Genomic DNA, 20,313 nt, shown 5'->3' on the forward strand with positions numbered 1-20,313 from the left:
TTCTCCGTTGAGTTGGTCTGTGTCAATTAAAGGATATACTATTTCTAAAGCAAGAATATTTGTCTGTGTAATATCTGAACATTGCAAAAAGCAAATATTCAGCGAATCATCTTTCTGCCGAAAACTATTGTATTAAGTAATCTCTGTTACTGCATCCGAAAGGAAAGAAATGGCCGGAAAAATATTGGTTGTCGATGACGAGCAGTCGATGTGTGATTTCATGGAAATCATGCTGACCAAGGAAGGGTATGATGTTGAGACAACGGTTTCCGGTTCCGAAGCGATTCAACGGACCGCTTCCAGCGAGTATGATCTGATAATTGCCGATTTGATGATGCCCGAAATGTCGGGGCTTGACCTCTTGAAAAAGGTCAAAAAGGGAAGGCCGAATCAGGAATTGATTGTCATGACCGCTTTTGCCTCGGTCGATACCGCCATCGAAGCCATGCGTGAAGGGGCGCTGGATTATATTACCAAGCCATTTAAGGTCGATGAGATCAAACTGGTGATAGAAAAATCGGTCAACCAGAAACATATGGCCGAGGAAAACAGCCGCCTCAAACAGCAGCTCAAGCATGATTATTCATTCATCAATTTCATCGGGCAGTCGGATGAGATAATAAATCTTAAAAAACTCGCCGCCAAAGTCTCGATTACCGATTCGACGGTTCTTGTTCGCGGTGAGTCGGGCACCGGTAAGGATCTGGTTGCCAAGGCGATACATGCCGGTTCGGGGCGCGCCACCGGTCCCTTTATCACGATCAACTGCGCCGCGCTCCCGGAAACTTTGTTGGAGTCGGAGCTTTTCGGTTACAAGAAGGGCGCCTTCACCGGAGCCATTAAAGATAAAGACGGCTTGTTCAAAATGGCCGATGGCGGCACGTTCTTTCTGGATGAAGTGGGCAATACCTCTCCGGCCATCCAGGTAAAGCTTTTGCGGGTTCTTGAGGATAAGATCATCACGCCGGTCGGCGACACCAAGCCGATTGAAGTCGATGTCCGGCTGATTGCCGCCACCAACGCCGATCTTGAACAGGACGTCAAGGCGGGCAAATTCAGGTCGGATCTGTTCTATCGTCTCAATGTTATCCCCCTGTATATTCCGCCGCTTCGTGAGCGGGCCGATGATCTGCCGATTCTGGTCGATCATTTTCTTAAAAAATACTGTGATCGCAATAAGGTCGAACCAAAGACACTCGGCCCGGAGGCGCTTGAAATACTCAACAAATACGATTGGCCCGGCAATGTCCGCGAGCTTGAAAACTGTATTGAGCGGGCGGTGCTCTTTTCACGGGGGAACGTCATAAACATAGATGATTTCCCGTCAAAAATTATAGAGGGAAAGAGCCGGGCGATAGTCTCCGAAGAAACGCCGGAGACCCCGACCCTGGAATCAATAGAAAAAGCTTATATTTATTATATTATGAACAAGGCCAAGGGCAAAAAGGCGCAGGCGGCCAAGCTGCTCGGTATTGATAACTCGACTCTTTACCGAAAACTTGAGAGATACAAAATGCAGGGGGATGAGGATTAATTTTTTCAAAATATCTCGTTTTGAAACAATTCGTCTTGATTTTGCCCGACAGTTGACAAAAAATTAAACAGATATAGATAGAATCAATGTAATGGTCTATTGGGAATACCATTTGCATTGATCTGGTTATGATATGCTTATGCACAGCGCCACCCAATAACATTGTGAGGTGTGTCGTGATACGAAAAAATGATAATACCGGCTTTACTTTAATCGAGTTGATGATAGTCGTTGTCATTATAGGAATTCTGGCCGCGATGGCCATCCCCAGATTTATGGCGGTTTCGACCAAAAACAAGCAGTCCGAAGCCAAGTTGATATTAAAGCAAATCTATACCAATCAAAGGACTTACCGCCAACAGGGAACGGGATACTATATTCCCGGAGGAGCGGCCAGCGCCACTGCTCCAAGTGCCTTGTCCCTGATATGGGTTGAGATACCGGCAACCTCAATGTACACATACACTATTAATGCCACCGTCAATACCTTTACCGCCATAGCAACATCGAATATTCTCGATGATGATCCGGCGCCGGATGTCTGGCAGATAGATCATTTGGGGATATTGGTTTGCTTGTCCGATGATGCGCAACTTTAGCCCTTTCATATATATCGTGTAAAGCCCGCTCAAGCGGGCTTTTTTTTGCATTGTTGTGCCGGTTCTTGCTCTCGATTTATCGGGGGTGTGAACCGGCACCACTATAACTATTTAGCTATTAAATACTAAGACCAACATGCGTCAGGTCACAATTTAACTTGGAAGTGAAATCAAGACCTGACGCAACTTTTTAGGCCGCTCAAGCGGGCTTTTTTTATTGCGATCTTGAACCTGAACGGCTCGTTCCGTTCAATGTTGCGCTTTGCAAAATGCAAAAAAGATTGCGAAAATCTACTAATGCCATTATGGGGAGTTCCCCAAACCTGTTGGCGGAAAGCCACATATGTAAAAAATATTAAATCCTTTTATGTTGAATGACATTCATTTACACATCCCATAGTAGCCAAAATTTTGCCTTTTGCCGGGAATGGCAAACCATTTGCGATAACTGGATATCGGAGAATTGAACATCAAACCCAAAATAACCTATAGGAGGTTCGAATGTTTTCAAAGTTCCACAACCGTCAGAAGGGTTTCACCCTCATCGAGTTGATGATCGTGGTCGTTATCATCGGCATCCTGGCTGCTCTGGCCATTCCGCGGTTCATGACCGCCACTACCAAGTCGAAGCAGTCGGAATGCAAGGGCATTCTGAAACAGATCTACACCATGGAAAGAACCTACCGCCAGCAGAATAACACCTACTGGGGTCAGGCTGTCGTCGGAAATGCCGGCGCTCCCAATGCTTTAATCACCATTGGTGTTGAAATACCGGCCTCGGCCAAGTATACCTATACAATTACGACTGCCGACGCTACCAACCTTTTGGTAACGGCGACCTGCGGTATTCTTGACGATGATGCTACCGTTGATTCCTGGACCATAGACAACGGCGGTAACCTTGTCTGCACTTCGGATGACGCGACCAGTTAAGGTTTGAAAATCTAATGTCCTTTAGCGGTCCGCCCTGGCGGGCCGCTTTTTTTTATGGGGGCCGGTTTTGGCCAGCCCTGAAACGATGTATATATCCCGCAATATTTTCCCATAAAATTGTCAGATTTTGGAGAAATCAGCCGAAAAGAGATATATACATTAAGCCCGTCTATCAATATGTTCGACAGGCTCTGTGTGGAGTATGCTAAGGCAAAGAAGGATGGTTAGTTATGGTAAAACATGAAACTGATTATACTTATGTCAGACCGTCACCATATAAGAGTCTGACAAATTGGCTGGTGCCGCTGATGGCTTTCATCGGTTCGCTGGCTCTTTATTTACGAACTATGGCCCCCTCACTTTTCTGGGGCGATTCCGCGGCCTTTACGTCCACCAACTACACGCTGGGTTTGCCGCATTCGCCGTCTTTCCCGCTTTATACGTTGCTGGGAAGATTGTTCGCAATAATCCCGGGGTTGGACCCGGCCCTGGCCTCGAATCTGATGTCGGCCATTTTTGCGGCGCTGGCGGTGATGCTCTTCTATCTGCTGGTCAGGCATTTTGCCGATATCCCGGCGCCCGGCTCGGATGCGAAACATTTTGTTGAGCACGAGGAAGGCAACCGCGGTATGCGGGTAGTACAGGATGAATCGCTGGTCGGAACTTCATTTATACTCCTGCCCATGCTGGCCGTGACCGCTTTGTTCGCCGTTTCGCTGCCGGTATGGCTGTCGGCCGTTCGCACCGAAGTCTATTCGCTGCATCTTTTCCTGACTCTGGCCGCGCTTCTGGCCTGCTTCAAGGGCGTCCGAGACGAAAGCCGCCGGCTGGTGTTTTTGGGAATCTGGCTTTATGCTCTGTCCTTTGCCAATCATCCTTTACTGGCGCTGGCTTTTATTCCGGCGTTCATATATCTATTTATTTCTCAATGGGCCAGTTTCGGTCAGAAATTCGGATCGATACTGATTGTCACCTTCTTTGCGTTTGTGGCCTTCAGCATATATTTCTATCTGCCCTTCCGGGCCGCGTTCGAGCCGGATATCAACTGGGGCCGTCCGGACAGCCTCAAGGGCTTTCTGGCCGCCATAACCCGCTCATCGGATATGGCCGATTTTGCGGCGATGACGGCCGCACCGGACTATCTCTTGCGGCTGAAGAGAATCGGCATGTTTATGGCCGACCAGATCGGCTGGCCGTTGATTGGGCTGACACTGTTCGGCCTGTGGGGGATATTCAAGATATCCCGAAAGGTATTCCCGTTTGTGTTGCTGGCGGTTTTGTTCAATCTGGCTGTTGTCTTGTGGACTGCCGAGTTTGATCCGCATAATTATGATCTGGTTAATTACCTGGCTCCGCTGTTGGGTTTGGTCCTGATAGTCAGCATGGCCGGATTTCTATATATAATGCGCCTGAAAATACTAACCAGCCATGCCTCGGTTATGATGACCCTGCTGGTCGGCGCCTTTGGTTATTTTGCGGCCACTGATAATTTTGCCCGAGCCGATTTATCCAATGTGCGCGGTCCGGACCTAATAAGCAAAGCCATTATTCAGAATGTTCCAACGGGATCGATATTGCTTGTCGCTGAAGACGACCTGCTGCTGCCGATGTGGTATCGTGCATATGTCGATTCCACGGCCTGCCGGATTGATATTCTGTCTCCGGGCGCCATGCTCAACCCGGCCTATCGCAAGCAACTGACGATCAATTATCCGGATCTGCATTTCCCCGAAGACTTCACCGGTGATTTTGCCGGCAAGGCCGATGAATGGGCCCGAGCGATCTGCCGCCTCAATGCCGATCAGAAGGATATTTATCTACAATTCGGCGTCCCGGGTATTAAGCACGATGAAATTGTCCCGCATGGAATTGTCTTCAAGTATGTCGGGGAAAATCAGGATGTCGCGTTTGACAAGAATTTTTATGAAGAGCATGTCGAACTGATGACGCTTATGACCGATGGCTGTGAAAATGAATCACTCACCGCTGAATTCACCGGCCGCTGGATCTTCACTCTCGGCGTATATTTCGAGCGGCATGGTTACAGCGACATTTCATGGCAGCTTTTCAAGCGGGCGCTGGCTCTCGACAAAGAGAGCATTGATCTCCGCCTTCACCTGGCTTCGGCCCTGGCCAAGGCGAAAAGATATAAAGAATCATTAAAATACTTATCCGACGCCCTTGAAATCGATTCGCAGGATCCGAATTGTCTCAAGCTTGCCAAATCCATTCTTGACGCAATGAACAGGGAAGGAGCGGTGGCCCAAAATGATTGAAATATCCGTTGTCGTACCGTCATATAACGAAGCGGCCAATATTCCGCAGAACCTCGAAAGGATGGCCGCGGCGCTGACCATTACGGGTCAGAGTTTTGAGATCATTGCCGTCGATGACGGTTCGACCGATGATACCGCCGAAAAGATCAGGCAGTATGCGGCCGAGGACCCGCGAATCAGATATGCCGGATACAAGCTCAATGCCGGCCGCGGAAAAGCCATCAGAACCGGTATTAAGGCGGCGCAGGGAAGATATATCCTGACTATTGACTGCGACCTGTCATATTCCGAGGAATACCTGACGGTGATGTACCGTCTGTTAAAAGACAATCCGGAAGTTGATTTTGTTATCGGGTCGCCGTACATGCATGACGGCGGCACCGAGGATGTCCCGTTCAAGCGGCTGTTGATCTCGAAACTGGGGAATATTATACTCTCATCGGCCATGCGCGGCAAAATAAAGACGCTGACCGGAATCCTGCGCGGCTATAAGGCGGAAGTGGTCAAGCGGCTCGATCTGGAATCGGACAAAAAGGAAATTCACCTGGAAATTCTGTCCAAAGCGCTGGCTTCCGGTTTTGTTCCGCTTGAATTTCCGGCTATTCTCCGCTCGCGGAAAAAAGGGAAGTCGAAATTCCGCTTCAAAGCCACCGCTTTGTCGCATCTTGTCTTCTCATTCTTCGAGCGGCCTTCGCTTCTTTTCGGATTGGCCGGATTGATGCTCATTGCGGCCGGACTGGGCATCGGGATGTACATGATATATCTGTGGCAAACCGCGGCGCTTAATCCCAACCGCCCGCTGATGACCCTGATGGTGCTTCTGCTTGTTGCTGGGCTGCAGGTAATACTGTTCGGTTTTCTGGGGACGCAGATGGTCGGACTTCGCAGGGAAGTTTATAAATTACAGAATCATCAGCATAAGATCGAAGAACTCATCGAAAAAAACAGGCCGGAATCAATAGCGGAAGTCACTTCCCGCAGGCCTAATGGAGATATATATCAGGATGATTATGCAGACCAAAAAACGATTACTGATAATCACTAACCGCTATCCGGTCGGGCCGGATGATGTCGCGTCACCTTTTGTGCACGACTTCAGAATGGCCCTGAAGAACGGGGATATAACGGCCGATGTCGTCACGCCGTACTATCACAGCAAGTGCGAAGATGCATCCTATATTGACAGCGCGGTGCATACTTTTAAATGGTCGGACGGATCGACGGTTATATCCCAGCTCCCGTTATATCATCCGGCCAGCCTTCTCAAGATAAAAAGGTACTTCAACCGCGGTTATGAGACCGGGGCGGCCCTCCTGGAAAAAAATAAGTATGACGGTATCCTTGCCCTGTGGGCGGCGCCTTCGGGCTATATTGCCTATAAATTGTCGGAAAAATATCACATTCCTTATGCGGTCTGGGCTCTCGGCTCGGATATTAACAGCTGGGCACAGCTTCCGATTGCCGGAAATGTTATCCGCAAAGTGCTTAAGTGTGCCGATCAGCTTTACGCCGATGGTTATGAACTGGCCATGAAAGTCCAGGCGCTGTCCGATTCCGCCTGCCGGTTTATCCCCAGTTATCATGCCATCGATATCCAAACCGCCGGAAAGAAGACTCCCGAGAAAAGGTTTATCTGCGTCGGAAGAGTGGAAAAGAGCAAAGGTGTTTTTGATTTGCTGGAAGCCTTTCGGTTGTTTGCGGGCGATCATCCCGGTTGGAAATTGTATTATGTCGGGACCGGCAGCTCGGAGCAGCGGCTGAAAGAATTGATTGAGGAATACCACCTGACCGATTCCGTGACCTGCTGCGGATACCTGCCGAGACATCAAATCAATGAGTTGCTGGTTAACTCGATAGCGGCGCTGATCCCGTCACATTCGGATTCCCTGCCGCTTACTTTTGGTGAAGCGATGCAGGCCGGCGTGCCGGTAATATGTTCCGACATCGGCGACATGCCGTATTTCATCGATATATATAAAGTGGGCTGTCATTTCCCCACCGGCGATGTGAAGGCTCTTGCCTTGAGAATGGGCGAGATGACCACCCGGGCCGCGCAATTCGCCGAGAATTGTCCGCGCGCACTGGACGAGCTTGATATCAAGAACTCGGTGCAAGCCGTGGCCGAATGGCTGGAAGCTGTCAAAGTTATGAATAACAGAGCCGAGTTTGGTTATGCCGACGCTTGAGGAAAAACAAACATTTTTCGATCAATACTGGCGCGAACAGCCGGACGCGAAGACCGATCCGCGCTCCCTGCAGCGCGCGGGAATAGTGCACCGCCTGCTGTCGAAAGAATCCGGGCGGTTATTCGATCTGGGGTGCGGACGCGGCCTGATCCTCGACTATTTCGCCCGCCTGGGATATGATGTGGTCGGCTCCGATGTTTCCCCCGACATAATTACCATGGTCAGTCAGAAGGGGCACCGGGCCATGATTCTCGATATCGAGCGTGATGAACCTTATGAGAAATATGATATTATTCTGTGCCTGGAAGTCCTTCAGCAGCTTTATTACCCGCTGCGCGCATTGAAAAGGCTGAAATATGCGCTTGAGGATGACGGCGAGATGGTTATTTCGGTCCCCAATGAGTTCCATATTGTATCGAGATTGAAAATTCTCTTCGGCAAATCGCATCTGGGGCATTTCAGTCATTCCCATGTCCGGCTTTTTTCACCCTCGCGCGACCGGCAGCTATTCGAAAAAACCAACCTGATTGTTGCCGACCGCAAATTTGTGCCGATTATACCGCCGCGATGGAAGCTGATGACGAAACTATTCATGCCCCTGGCACAGATGTTTCCTTCTTTATTCGCCATATCTTCGATTTACAGACTGAGGAAATTATGACTACCGTGACCCGGACCAGAATGAATGAAACGATGGGGACATTTTCTGAAAGATTCCCGGTTCTGTATGATATTGAATCCCGGCAAAAAAAGGCCGACAAGGTGGTGGCGGTCTGTCAGCATTTTTCGTTCAGACCGCTGAATGATCTGGTCTGTCTGGACCTGGGTTCATCCACCGGTATAATGACCGAGCGCTTTGCGGAAAATTTCAGGACCATCATCGCGCTCGATGTCGATACCGAGGGATTGAAATGGGGCAAGGAAAACAGCCGCAGAAAGAACATTGAATTTCTTTGTGCCGACGGCACGGAAATCTCGCTGGCTGATAATAGTGTCGATGTCATCATTTGCAATCAGATATATGAGCATGTCGATCGCCAGGAAGAACTGATGTCGGAAATCTTCCGCGTCCTGAAATATGACGGTTTCTGTTATTTCGGGGCCGGCAACCGGTATGTTCTGATCGAAGGTCACTACTTTTTGCCGTTCCTGTCATGGCTGCCGCATTGGCTGGCCGATATATATATGAAACTTGCCGGCAAAAAAGGGATCTATGATGTCCGACTGCTGTCACTGAAAAAGCTTAAATTCCTGACCGGGAATTTCTGGCGGCACGACTATACCAATATGATTTTCGAGAACCCGGAAAGCTTTTGCGCCGATGATGTTATTAGAAAAGGAAATATCATATCAAGACTCCCGCGCCGGATTTTCACTATGATATATCCACTGTTTCCGGCCTGGGTCTGGGTTTTGACAAAAAAGAAGTAATGGACCGCTAATATCGAAAATTTAATTGACCCGGTCAGTCAACAGTCTTTAATTACCGTTATGAAAGAATCGATCATTCTACTCGCTTTTTGCCTGGCCTTTTCCTTCGTTTCGGCCCAGGAAACAGCCGATTCGGTCTATGAACGGCAGGCTGTCGAGCAATTGACGGCACTCCTGAATCTTAAGATGAGTGACCTGCATCTTCGCGATGATTACTCAAAAAAAGACAGCTTCCGGCTCGAGACTGTCGCCGATCTGATGAACCAGCCGTACCGCATGATTGAATTCACGGAAAAATTCCGGGATAAATGCCGGGGCGGCCAGCCGGACCCGATCCTGAGGTTTGCCTTCGATAATTTGCGCAAGGAAACGCAATCGGGAATATTAAGGCAGTATCGCTTCCCGGAAGATGAGAATATGTACGCCGGGATAAATCTCTATTACAATTCGATGGAGCTCAACCGGCTGCTTATGAAAGTGCAGTCGTTTCTATATGACCGCTTTCCGAAGGCGCTCGATTCTACGCTGGCCGGGATAAGCGCCGACGAACGAAAGTTTATACTTAATGAATTCAAACAGACGATTCTTGAAGATACCGCCGATGCCAATAAACCGGTCGATGTGCTCGATTCCATTCAGAAGGCCGAGGAGGAATACACCAAAAGGTTTGTCGAGATGGCGGGAAGAATCAAGAAGGATTTTATAGTCTTGGCCGGTATCGATGCCGCCGGTGTCTTTTATGGCGAGGCCGTGCGGATGAAAGAGGAACTCGATGCCGGGAATCTGATTTCAAAACAAATTCTGGCCGATACAGCCGTGCTTCCGGCGCGGACCGGTATTGCCGAATATCTCGGGCGGCATGAGAAATGGGCCATCGGCGGGACTGGTGATGATGTTTATCGCGGAGAATATCATTTCATCCTGGATTTCGGCGGCAATGATATTTATGAATTGTCCTATGACCCGGCTTCGCCCCATGGAACCATAATTATCGATATGGCCGGTAATGACTTGTACAATGCCAAATCGGACTTTGTGCTCGGTTCCGGATGTTTGTCGGCCGGCCTGTTATTCGATCTGGGCGGGGACGATATTTACAACGGGGGGCACTTCTCGTGCGGGTCAGGCTATTTCGGTCTGGGCCTTCTTTTTGACGGCGGCGGCAGCGATAAGTATTTCGGCGATATCCACACCCAGGGCGCGGCGACCTTTGGACTGGGGTTGCTTCTGGATAAGAGCGGCTCGGACCTTTACTCGGCGGCCCTGCTTTCCCAGGGATTGGGCATGATCGAGGGTATCGGTATCATCGCTGATTATGGCGGTAACGACCAGTACCTGGCCGGCGGCAAATACACCGAAACTTATGGTCTGGCCGGGACCAATGTTCATTATCTCTCTCTTTCGCAAGGTTTTGGCCAGGGACTGCGGCCCTATACCGGCGGCGGTATCGGGGCCATCTTTGATTTTGAGGGTAATGATAATTATATTTCCGATATTTTCGGACAGGGCGCCAGTTACTGGTGGTCATTGGGATTAATATGTGATATTGACGGCAATGATCAATATGTATCTTACCAGTATGCGCAGGGGACAGGGGTTCATATGTCGCTGGGAATATTGATCGATGAAAAAGGTGATGATTTCTATCGAGGGAAAGGCCTGATGCAGGGAGTCGGGCACGATTATGGCTGCGGTATCATGCTTGATCGAAGCGGCAATGACATTTACCAGGCAGATGATCTCTCGCAGGCGGCGGGTTCTGCAAATGGTTTCGGACTTTTGATCGATGATCGCGGTGATGATACCTATTATGTTCGCTCGGGATTAAATACGCATGGCTATGGCAATCCGCGCCGCGATTTTGGCTCAATCGGTCTTTTTATTGATATGTCGGGCAAGGACCAATACACCGGCCAGGGAGTCGAGGGCGGTTACTGGAAAACCGATTCCAAATGGGGGGGCGGAATGGATATCGAAAACTGGCCGACCGATTCGGCCGGCGTTGCGGTTGAGAGGCTGAACGGCAATGAGTAAATCGTTAAACATATTTCTGATGATAATGGCGTTTGTATCGGTTGTTGCAGCGGAACAGACCCCGAAGGATGATACTGAGAAAAAAGTCGATTCATTATTTATTATTGCCTCATCGGGTGAACTGAAATATCGCGACATGGTCCAGCTTGCCCAGGATTCCTTAGTGGCCATGGGTGCATTGGCGGTCCCCAGGTTGATCGGCAAAATCGACACGCAGGTGGCCCGCGAATCCCGCGCCGTCAGTGATATTCTGATCAAGATCGGCAAAGCGGCGACCCCGTATTTAATGGAGCTCTTACCGAATAATGACCCGGAAATATCCGGCCGGGCCTGCTATGCGCTGGGAAAGATCAAGGATTCCACGGCTATCGATGCCATTACAAAAATCACTCATCACGGCGACTGGCGCATTCGCTCGAATGCCGTGGCCGCGCTGGGCGATATCGGCCATAGCCGTGCCGGTGATGCCGTTGTCGGGGCCCTGGATGATTCGAGTGAAAATGTCCGTAAATCGGCCGTAGTGGCGGCCGCCAAATTGAAAATTGTAGGGGCGGCGCCAAAGTTGACAGCTATGCTTGGCGATGATTTCTACGGGGCGAGGATGTGCGCTTCCGAAGCGCTGGTCGAGTTCGGCCCGGAAGTGATAGGAATCATTAGCGATTCGCTGGCATCCGCGAATGAGCTGTTGGGCAATCTCGGCTGCAGCACATTGGGAACCATCGGCGGCGACTCGGCCGCTGTTATATTAACCCAGCAATTGGCCTCAAATTCTCCGCTGAGGCGGGCCCTGGCTGTGGAAGGAATACTGGACTGCAATTCCTCGGTTGCCTGCGGCGCCGTCGAACTTCTGCACAAGACGGAAAAGGATCCCGTCGTATTATTTTATATCGAAAAGGTCCTTAAAAAATATGCTTCAGAATAAACTGGGAAGATTTTCGAGACATATTGTAAATAGTCCCGAAAACAGCGGTGAAAAGGTCTCCGGAAGTCGTTACCAAAAGCTGGCTGAATGTCTCGACGGCGACCTGATGAGACATTCCAACGGCACTTTTATCAAAATTATCAATAGATTCGATGAAGATTATTTTCACGGCAAACACATGATGCCCGATAGAAATCGGCTGCCGATATTTCGGAAGAAATATTTCGAGAACGCCGATGAGAGCATTACGCTCGACCCTGAAAAATTTCTTTTTTTTGATACCGAAACAACCGGGCTGGGCGGATCGGGTACAGTGGCGTTTTTGATCGGCTTCGGTTCCCTTAAGGACAACGGTTTCGAAGTCAGGCAATATTTCCTGCCTGATTTTCCCGATGAAGAAGCGATGCTGGAAGCGGTTCGGGCCGAGATAAGACCGGACACGGTGCTTGTCAGTTATAACGGCCGTGCCTTCGACATTCCCATTATCAGCGACAGGATGATAATCCAGCGGGTGGAACGGAACCTTGAATATGCCGACCATATAGATCTTCTGCATACGGTCAGAAGACTACACCGGCGGCGGATAAAAAAGTGCAATCTTGGCAATGTCGAACAGCAAATTCTTGATTTTTACCGGCAGGATGATATTCCCGGTTATCTCGTGCCCTCGATGTACTTTAACTGGCTGGCCTCGGATGACACTTACCAGATGGATTTGATTGCGGAGCACAACCTTAATGATATTGTTTCGCTTTATTTTATAATGTGCCATATTGCCGCGATTCATGAGGCCCCCTCGGAAAAAATTTCCGACCCTGACGATGTTTTATCTCTGGCTCGAATAATGGAGCGCCGCCGTGAACACGGGGACGTTTGCCGGTTCCTCGAGGAATTCGATGAACTCTCTCATAGTTATGACCGTTTCGATATCCTGTTTCTTCAATCATTGTCATATAAGAGAAACGGTGATTATGAGAAAGCGGTTGTTTTATGGGAGGAAATTGCGGCCCGGGCGGTCGAGGAATCCTTCTGGTCCGGGATTGAGCTGGCCAAGTTTTATGAACATAAAGCGGGGGATTTTCAGCGCGCTCTGGAATATACTCTGAAGGCAAAATCTGTCCGCCCGCCTCGAGATTCCGCCTTAACGGATATACAAAAGCGCATCAGGCGTCTAAATCAAAAAATTGCCCGCCGCGAGTCCTCTAAATAAATCATTCATTTCAGTCGATAATAAAAGAGAATGACTGATACCAAAAAACCAGAGGATTTTATGAGTCCGGATATATTTAAGAAATTACTTGAGGACAACAAGGAACTGTCATCCTTGCCGCAGATCATTATTGAAGTGGTCAACGTGGCGAATAATCCGGACGCCTCAGTGGCCGACCTGGCCGGGATCATAAAAAAGGATCCGGCCCTAACCGCAAAATTACTACGTATTGTTAATTCTCCTTATTACGGGCAAGCTCGCGAAATCACCACCATTCATCAGGCGGTGGTAACCGTTGGTCTAAGGACCGTTACTGCGGTGGCGCTGGCGGCGTCGATATATGATAAGTTTAAGTCGATGGGGCAGAGCATCGATCGAGTAAAATTCTGGAGACACTCGCTGGAAGTGGCGCTGACCTCACGGGCCATTGCGCGTGAGATAGGCTATGAACCGGCCGAGGAAGCATTTGTTGCGGGGCTGTTGCATGATATCGGCTCGCTGGTGCTCGAAGCATCTTTCCCGCAGGAGTTTGCCAAGAATAGCCGCCTGGTTGAATCGGGCGTCAGACTGACATCGGTCGAGCAACGGATATGGGGAACCAACCATGCCCGGGTGGGGCAGTTTCTTCTCAAACAATGGGGCCTTCCGGAAATAATCTGTGCCGCTGTCGGCAGTCATCATGTGGTCTTTGATGAAGGGGTCAGATCCGAAAAGCAGAGACTCAATCAGATAGTCGGCCTGGCTAATCATATCTCGAAATTCAGGGTTCTCGATGAACCGCAGCCCGATAAGGAAGAATTCGAAAATAAGCATATTCTGGCTGATAATCTCGGCTTATCTTTGGAAAAACTGGGTAAAATCGAGCAGGTATCGATCAGCGAGGTAGCCAATGAATCGACCTATCTGGATATCGATATCGGTTCCATCGAGGAAATTCTGCGTGATGCCAATCGCCTGTTATTTAAACAATATCTCATAGCGGAACAGTTGCTGCATGAAAACATGCAGATGCAAAAACATTTGTCCACATCGACATCGGGCCATGGAGAATCGATCCGGGATCTCGTAAAATCCTTCAGTCAGTTTATTTTTGACATCAATGATATCATAATCAATCAAACCCGTATTTTCAAACCGGAGCGATTGATAAGCAAAGATGATAGTTCACTCACCGCGGGCAGATCGGTCGAAATTATCAATGAGGGCGTTGATACCATTTCGACCATTCTCAATGAATTGCGCCGCCTTTGCGACCTGCAGAATGATTGTGACAACACGGTCGTTAACGATGCCAAGGATAAAATCCGACTGCGAATAAAACGATTGCATGAAGAAAAAACCGCCGTTACGGTATAAGGAAAAAGCCCCGCCCAAAGGCGGGGCTTTTTTGTGCAAAGGGCTAAAATGGGGTTATTTTATATATTCCACCAATAATTGGCCTTAACCAAAAGTGTGTTTGTCTGGGGCAGATCGAAAATATTGTTAAAATCCCGGGAGAAATCAAAATCACCAAAACCGGTGTCATAACGGTCGCGGGCCTGCGTCCAGACCAGGAACAGTGTCGAGCCGGGAAGATATTCCCAGCGGAAAACCAGATTCAGGTTTAATGACTTGTAATTAAAATCGCCTCTGCCGAAATTTATATAGTAATTTTCCAGATCAACATCCTTAAGATCCTCGGCAGACACCAGCTTTTGGTATGTATCAAACTCGCCGGTCGAGATGTAGAACTGAGTATAAAGCTGAATGGTCATGTTTCGGCGGAAGGTGTAGGTGCTTCTCAGTGTAATATCCACATCATTATTATCAAGCTTGCCCACCACCGGAAGCCCCTCTTCGTTCGGGTCAATGACAGGGTTTTCATCATCTGGGTTGATAATTTTGTACTGTGAACCGACCCAGTAATCGACATCACGGTTGATTTTGTGCTCGGCAAACAACGACAGTTCGAAATTTGTGAACGGCCTGTAACTTGTATAAAGGCCGTACAGGTAGAAGAATCCGTCACGTTCATTATCATGATGGAAATTGATTTCGGCGCACAGTTTCCTGGCCGAGTTGGTCCCGATATTGAACCATCCCCGGTAATTATGCTCTATGTAAAATAGACCGTTACCCCTCGTCTCACGATCATCGTACCGCGATCCGTCGCGTCCGACGCCGACATTTACCCACCAGTTGTTGGCGAAGACAACACTGCCGTTTATATTGCCGCCGTTGGCGCCTTTATAACCATCCAGATTCTCGTGGTACCAGTGATTAAAATTGAGACTATGCTGCTTGAAAATCCAAAAAGCTTTATTACTGTAAAGCTGCCACCAGTTGTTGATGCTTCTCTGCGAGTTTCTCGACATATAACCGAGGCGGTTCCAGTTAACCTTGCGCCCATAGTAATCAATAAAGGTGTTCCCACGGAGAATATGGCCGCTGAGTTTGTTGAAAGCCATGGCCCATGCCAGATCTCCGGTTCCAGGGCCGTTATTGGTGCCGATCACCGTTCCGCCGAAAGAATACATATTATTATTAGAGTATAATTTCCAGTCAGTCGACGCGGTGTAGGCGTCGGTCATATCCTTTTGATTGGCCGAGGTAACCATGCCGCCGACATATGAACTGCCATGAATATCCTGTTTGACCCGAACCACCGAGTAGTTTGCCAGCGGCTCGACCACCGCCTCATATATATTGGGATCGTCAATAATGCCGTAATTGGTCTTTTCTTTCTGTGTCAACGCATTCATGACACCGAACGATGTTCCGGTTTTGGTTTTGCCCGTTAATTTAAGGGCGCTGAGTATTGTCGTATTTTGGGGTCGATCGATATAATAATCGGCCTCAGCGACACCAAACCGGGGTGACCGGCCGATTCTTCGCGAATAGAATTGTGAAAAATACGGGTTACTGAATATTTCGGAGCCCTCAAGGAAAAATGGCCGCTTTTCTTGATAAAAAGTCTCGAAAGTGGACAGGTTGATGACCGACTGATCCGACTCGACCTGTCCGAAATCAGGATTGATTGCGGCATCGAGAGTTACCGAGGACGATACCCCATACTTCAGATCGACACCGACATTGGAAAAGAAATTCCTGCCGTTGGTGTTGCCCAATGACTTCGGTTCGGCGACGCCGTATGACACCATATAGGGCAATGTCTCGAGGCGGCCGGGCGGCTGAATATTACTGATTCCGGCCAGGTGTCCATAGCGGGAAACGCCTCCGTTTTCATGTCTCGGCACATATTGCCATTGAATCTCTTCATTGCGGCGCGGAAGATAGCGGTCGATGTAAAGCCCCCATTCATAATTATCCGCTTCCGGGAATCGCAGGGCCGAATAAGGAATCTTAAATTCCGCCGTCCATCCCCAGGTGGTGATTTGAGTGTTGGCCTCCCATACGGCATCCCAGGTTTCGTCGACACAATCGTTGTCAAAAATCAGAATATCGCGAAGGACACCCGCGGCATTCACACCGAAGCAGTAACTTGTCTGATGGTCATGGTGCGAATCGATTCTCACCGAGACCTTGTCCGATTCTGTAAATCGGTCTCTTCTGGTCAATATACGACATATTTTTTCGGGTTCACTGTCATAACACCAGAGTGCGAAATAAATCGCCTCATCGTCGTACAGAATTTTGACGGTAGTCGATTCGGTAGGTTGTGCACCGTCGTCAGGATCATGCTGTCTGAAATCAGAGAAAGCCTGTGCTTTTTGCCAGGCTAATTCATTAAGATAACCATCAATATCAATTTTGCCGTCGGCTCGAACCGCAAGTGCCGTTTTGACGGGATCGGCGGTTACATCCGCATATGAAAAACTTCCGGCAAGTAAGGCAAGGACTAATCCCAAGTACACCAATTTTGTTTTAACGAAGTCCATGATCTCCCTCAGATTAATGTTCCAACCTTTTGCCCTGCCTGTTCTTTTTTTAGATACGGGCAACAACAGCAGAGGTTTCATTTGGAGATGCAATTCGGGATATTTTTATCCAGATAATTCCATTGTGCATCATTTGAACATTATTAGTATGTTTGTTTAATTAGAGCGGCCGGCTCCGGCCGTTGCCCCATGGGCATCGCCGCCCAATTACCTTGACATAAAGGCGTTTTTGAGATATATTATTTTGTTGGGAATTTTGGGAAGAGCCGGCTGAAGCTTAAAGGGATAGCGGCTTCAGAATTTGTGAATCGGTTTGCCCCGGGTTGCACAGGATGTCACCCGGCAAATAAAGTAAGATTCCAAACCCTCACCTCGACTAATTCCCCATTATTCCTAATATCTTGCGATTTAATAGGATAGTCGCCAGCCACTCCACCGCCGCCATACTTAAGGGGTTGTTTTGATTAACTTCGTTTGCGGCATATGTTTTGCGGGAATAGGTCTCAGTATGGTTAGACATCATTGAGAGGGGTTGAAATTTGAAGACAAATAAGCTTCCGATAATCATTCTGATAAGCGCTTTCTTTTTCGCTGGAATTACCGCTTTTGGTAAAACCATTCCATCATCCTTTGACTGGCCGCAGCGTCATCAGCTGCGGGTCACGCCGCCGATCAGCCAAAAGCAGCCCGATTATAATTCTGTTTCACCGTCATTTAAGCTGACCGAGTTGCCCGATATATTAATTTCGGAATCAGTTGCCCCGGCCAGATTCGAGCAGAAATTTTTGTCCCTTGCGCGAATATCGGCTAATCGTTTGGTCATGGTCTGGCAGGATGATAGATTAGGCAGTTTCAAGATTTTCGGACAAGTTATCGATTCCAGCGGTAATGTCGTTTCGACCAATCGTATGCTGGTCGGCAGGAGTGATGGTTTTGACTTAATCGAACCCTGTGTCGCACCCGATGGAGCCGGCGGTTTTTATCTGGCATGGCGTGATGAAGCCGGCGGAAAGATTTTTGCGGCCGGATATGATGTCTCCATGGCACAGACACTGGCGCCGTTTGTGGTCAATGATTCCCCGCCCCAAAATTATGCCGGGCCCTTTGATATTGACAATTTTGGCAGCAGCCGTCTGGCTGTGGTCTGGGAAGATTACGGCACGGGTAATAATGTCAAGCTGCGGCTTTTCAGTTCATCCGGAACGGCTCTTACCGGGGCCATTCAAATAAACAACGTTTCGGGTGATGCCCAATGGGTGCCGACCGTAGCCTTCGATATTTCCGGCCGCATGGGGGTGGCATGGGAAGACTACCGGAATGGAAATGCCGACATATTTTTTCAATTGGTTAATGCCGACGGGGCCCTGAGCGGGGCCAATGTTGGTATTATTGAAGGGGCCTTCGATGATTCGGCTCAGATTATGCCGGAAATAGCCTATTCGTCTCGCGATGGTTTTGCCATAAGCTGGCTTGACCGCCGCAGCGGGGCTCAGAAAGTCTATCTGCAGCGCTATGTTCCCGGAGTCGGTTTGGTTGGAAGTAATCAGGCGATCTCCCAGGGTGACAGCAGCATAACCGCGTGGGATTTAAGTTCCGATGTCGATGATTCCGGCAATCTCAGGCTTGCCTGGGCGGCATCAAGTGAGATCGATACCATCAAGGTTCAGAGGTTCACCACGAATTTTGCACTTAATGGCGGTGCTTCGGCGATAAATTTGTACAACTCCGGTTCGCGATGGGAGACTGCGATCAGCAATGTTGTCTCCGGCAAGGTCCTGTGCGGCTGGACCGATTTACGGTCGGGGAATAAAGACATCTATTTGCAGCTTGTTTCATCGGCCGGCGCTCCGCTTCTGGCTCAGGATAAAATAATTAATGATGATGTTTTGGGGGCGCCATCATCCGAACCGGATGTGGCTGTATTGGAAAATGAAAATGTCCTGGTCGTTTTTATCGATGTCCGCAATGATGCCGGAGATATTTATTTGCAAATGGTATCTGTCGGAGGCGCTTTGAGCGGCGTCAATAGAAAAGTAAACAATGATATTCCCGAGGCTCTTCAGAATGAGCCCAAAATTGCGGCATCAGCATCAAAGGCAATGGTGGTCTGGAATGACAGTCGTGCGGTGAATGGAGTCACCGGACAAAGAATTTTCGGTCGATTTGTCTCCATCGATGGCCAGATGACAGAAAATGACTTTTTAATCTCGGACAGCGTCAATATAGCTGTAAAGAGAGGGCCGTCTGCGGCTGTGGCCGATAATGGCGCCGCCCTGGCCGCCTGGGTTGATTTTCGAAACGGAGCAGGAGATATCTATGGGCGGCATTTCAACGCGGACGGTTCGCCGTCGGGAAATATATTCAAGATTTCCACCGCCCCTGACATTGATAATGATGATATATCCATCAATGTCGACAATTCCGGTATATTCACGATAGTCTGGCTTTCGCGCGACGCCGCCGGAGGTCCGACTGTTGTCATTTCGCGGTATGCCAATAACGGTAGTTTTCTCAATCGTTTTACTTATCCCAGCGATCAGGTCGGTGTTGAAATTCTTGACATCGCCGCCGCTGTCAATTCAGCCGGCAATATATTCATTATCTGGGAAGGACGCGGTCTTATTACCAAACTATATTTGACGGTTATATCATCTTCAGGAACAATAATAAAACCGGGGACAAATATGTTTTCGGCCGATTCGGATTATCCGATGACGCCGGATATCGATGTTGACAAAGTTGGCCATATCATTACCACCTGGGTCGAATCAGAAGCCATTGACCGGCAGCTTTACTACCAGATTTTCAATAATAATTTTGCCTCAGCCGGGAAGCACTCGGTCACTTTTACATTGCCGGAATTCATGATGTCCCCATCCGTGGCCGCCATGAACCTGACGGCATGGTTTAGCTGGGTCGATCCGAGGAGTAACGGGTTAAATGTATATGCAGCCGCGATTGATTATCTTTCCACCGATGTCTCCGACATTGAAATACCGGTTTTGCCGGTGCGGTTTGAACTTGATCAAAATTATCCCAATCCGTTCAATCCCGAAACGCAAATTGACTTCAACATACCTTCGCGCAGTCACGTCAATATTTCGATATACAACATGCTGGGACAAATGGTTGCAACCCTGACCGACCGGGAATATGAAGCCGGCGGGCACTGCCTTGTCTGGGACGGGACCGACATGACCGGCAGCCGTGCTTCCAGCGGTATTTACTTCTATAGGATGAAAGTGGGAGATCTGGCCATAGCCAGGAAAATGCTCCTGATTAAATAAACAAATAGTACCGGAGGGTGAGT

Annotated in this window: 14 protein-coding genes; 13 read left to right on the plus strand and 1 reads right to left on the minus strand. The window is 48.9% G+C overall.

Going from position 1 to position 20,313, the window contains the following annotated elements; genetic code table 11:
* Window positions 1–169 precede the first annotated feature (169 nt).
* The 12 genes from CVT49_05445 to CVT49_05500 all read left to right on the plus strand — a co-directional run bounded on the left by CVT49_05445 (window position 170) and on the right by CVT49_05500 (window position 14,481).
* Window positions 170–1,534 carry a hypothetical protein gene (locus CVT49_05445; protein PKK84068.1) on the plus strand — a complete coding sequence of 455 codons (1,365 nt, stop codon included), beginning with the start codon at window positions 170–172 and terminating at the stop codon, window positions 1,532–1,534.
* A 179-nt stretch (window positions 1,535–1,713) separates the two neighbouring features.
* Window positions 1,714–2,133 (plus strand): hypothetical protein, encoded by a 420-nt coding sequence (locus CVT49_05450; protein ID PKK84099.1) that lies wholly within the window; start codon window positions 1,714–1,716, stop codon window positions 2,131–2,133.
* A 501-nt stretch (window positions 2,134–2,634) separates the two neighbouring features.
* A complete protein-coding gene (locus tag CVT49_05455) occupies window positions 2,635–3,066 on the plus strand; it encodes a hypothetical protein (GenBank protein ID PKK84069.1) in 432 nt (143 codons plus the stop codon).
* Window positions 3,067–3,296: 230 nt separating this feature from the next.
* Window positions 3,297–5,342 carry a hypothetical protein gene (locus CVT49_05460; GenBank protein PKK84070.1) on the plus strand — a complete coding sequence of 682 codons (2,046 nt, stop codon included), beginning with the start codon at window positions 3,297–3,299 and terminating at the stop codon, window positions 5,340–5,342.
* Entirely contained in the window at window positions 5,335–6,387 is a 1,053-nt protein-coding gene (locus CVT49_05465; protein PKK84071.1) for a glycosyl transferase family 2, read from the plus strand. Before CVT49_05460 ends, CVT49_05465 begins: the two co-directional genes overlap by 8 nt.
* The gene (locus tag CVT49_05470) at window positions 6,329–7,528 is read left to right on the plus strand and encodes a hypothetical protein (protein PKK84072.1); all 1,200 of its coding nucleotides are present in this window, start codon (window positions 6,329–6,331) and stop codon (window positions 7,526–7,528) included. Before CVT49_05465 ends, CVT49_05470 begins: the two co-directional genes overlap by 59 nt.
* On the plus strand, window positions 7,515–8,189 hold the full coding sequence (locus CVT49_05475) for a hypothetical protein (protein ID PKK84073.1): 675 nt from the start codon (window positions 7,515–7,517) through the stop codon (window positions 8,187–8,189). The genes CVT49_05470 and CVT49_05475 overlap by 14 nt, the downstream gene beginning before the upstream one ends.
* Window positions 8,096–8,959, plus strand: coding sequence for a hypothetical protein (locus CVT49_05480; protein PKK84074.1), 864 nt, complete (start codon window positions 8,096–8,098; stop codon window positions 8,957–8,959). The genes CVT49_05475 and CVT49_05480 overlap by 94 nt, the downstream gene beginning before the upstream one ends.
* A 60-nt stretch (window positions 8,960–9,019) precedes the next feature.
* Window positions 9,020–10,993 carry a hypothetical protein gene (locus CVT49_05485; GenBank protein PKK84075.1) on the plus strand — a complete coding sequence of 658 codons (1,974 nt, stop codon included), beginning with the start codon at window positions 9,020–9,022 and terminating at the stop codon, window positions 10,991–10,993.
* Window positions 10,986–11,915 carry a hypothetical protein gene (locus CVT49_05490; protein ID PKK84076.1) on the plus strand — a complete coding sequence of 310 codons (930 nt, stop codon included), beginning with the start codon at window positions 10,986–10,988 and terminating at the stop codon, window positions 11,913–11,915. Before CVT49_05485 ends, CVT49_05490 begins: the two co-directional genes overlap by 8 nt.
* A complete protein-coding gene (locus CVT49_05495) occupies window positions 11,902–13,125 on the plus strand; it encodes a hypothetical protein (GenBank protein PKK84077.1) in 1,224 nt (407 codons plus the stop codon). The genes CVT49_05490 and CVT49_05495 overlap by 14 nt, the downstream gene beginning before the upstream one ends.
* 30 nt (window positions 13,126–13,155) lie before the next feature.
* Window positions 13,156–14,481 (plus strand): hypothetical protein, encoded by a 1,326-nt coding sequence (locus CVT49_05500; GenBank protein ID PKK84078.1) that lies wholly within the window; start codon window positions 13,156–13,158, stop codon window positions 14,479–14,481.
* Window positions 14,482–14,540: 59 nt separating this feature from the next.
* On the opposite strand, the gene CVT49_05505 is transcribed toward CVT49_05500, so the two are convergent.
* Window positions 14,541–17,003, minus strand: coding sequence for a hypothetical protein (locus CVT49_05505; protein PKK84079.1), 2,463 nt, complete (start codon window positions 17,001–17,003; stop codon window positions 14,541–14,543).
* 539 nt (window positions 17,004–17,542) lie between these two features.
* Here CVT49_05505 and CVT49_05510 point away from each other — a divergent pair.
* Window positions 17,543–20,290: a hypothetical protein gene (locus CVT49_05510; GenBank protein ID PKK84080.1), complete on the plus strand. Its 2,748-nt coding sequence runs from the start codon at window positions 17,543–17,545 to the stop codon at window positions 20,288–20,290.
* Window positions 20,291–20,313 lie beyond the last annotated feature (23 nt).

The organism is candidate division Zixibacteria bacterium HGW-Zixibacteria-1, assembly GCA_002838945.1.
Classification (GTDB): domain Bacteria; phylum Zixibacteria; class MSB-5A5; order GN15; family PGXB01; genus PGXB01.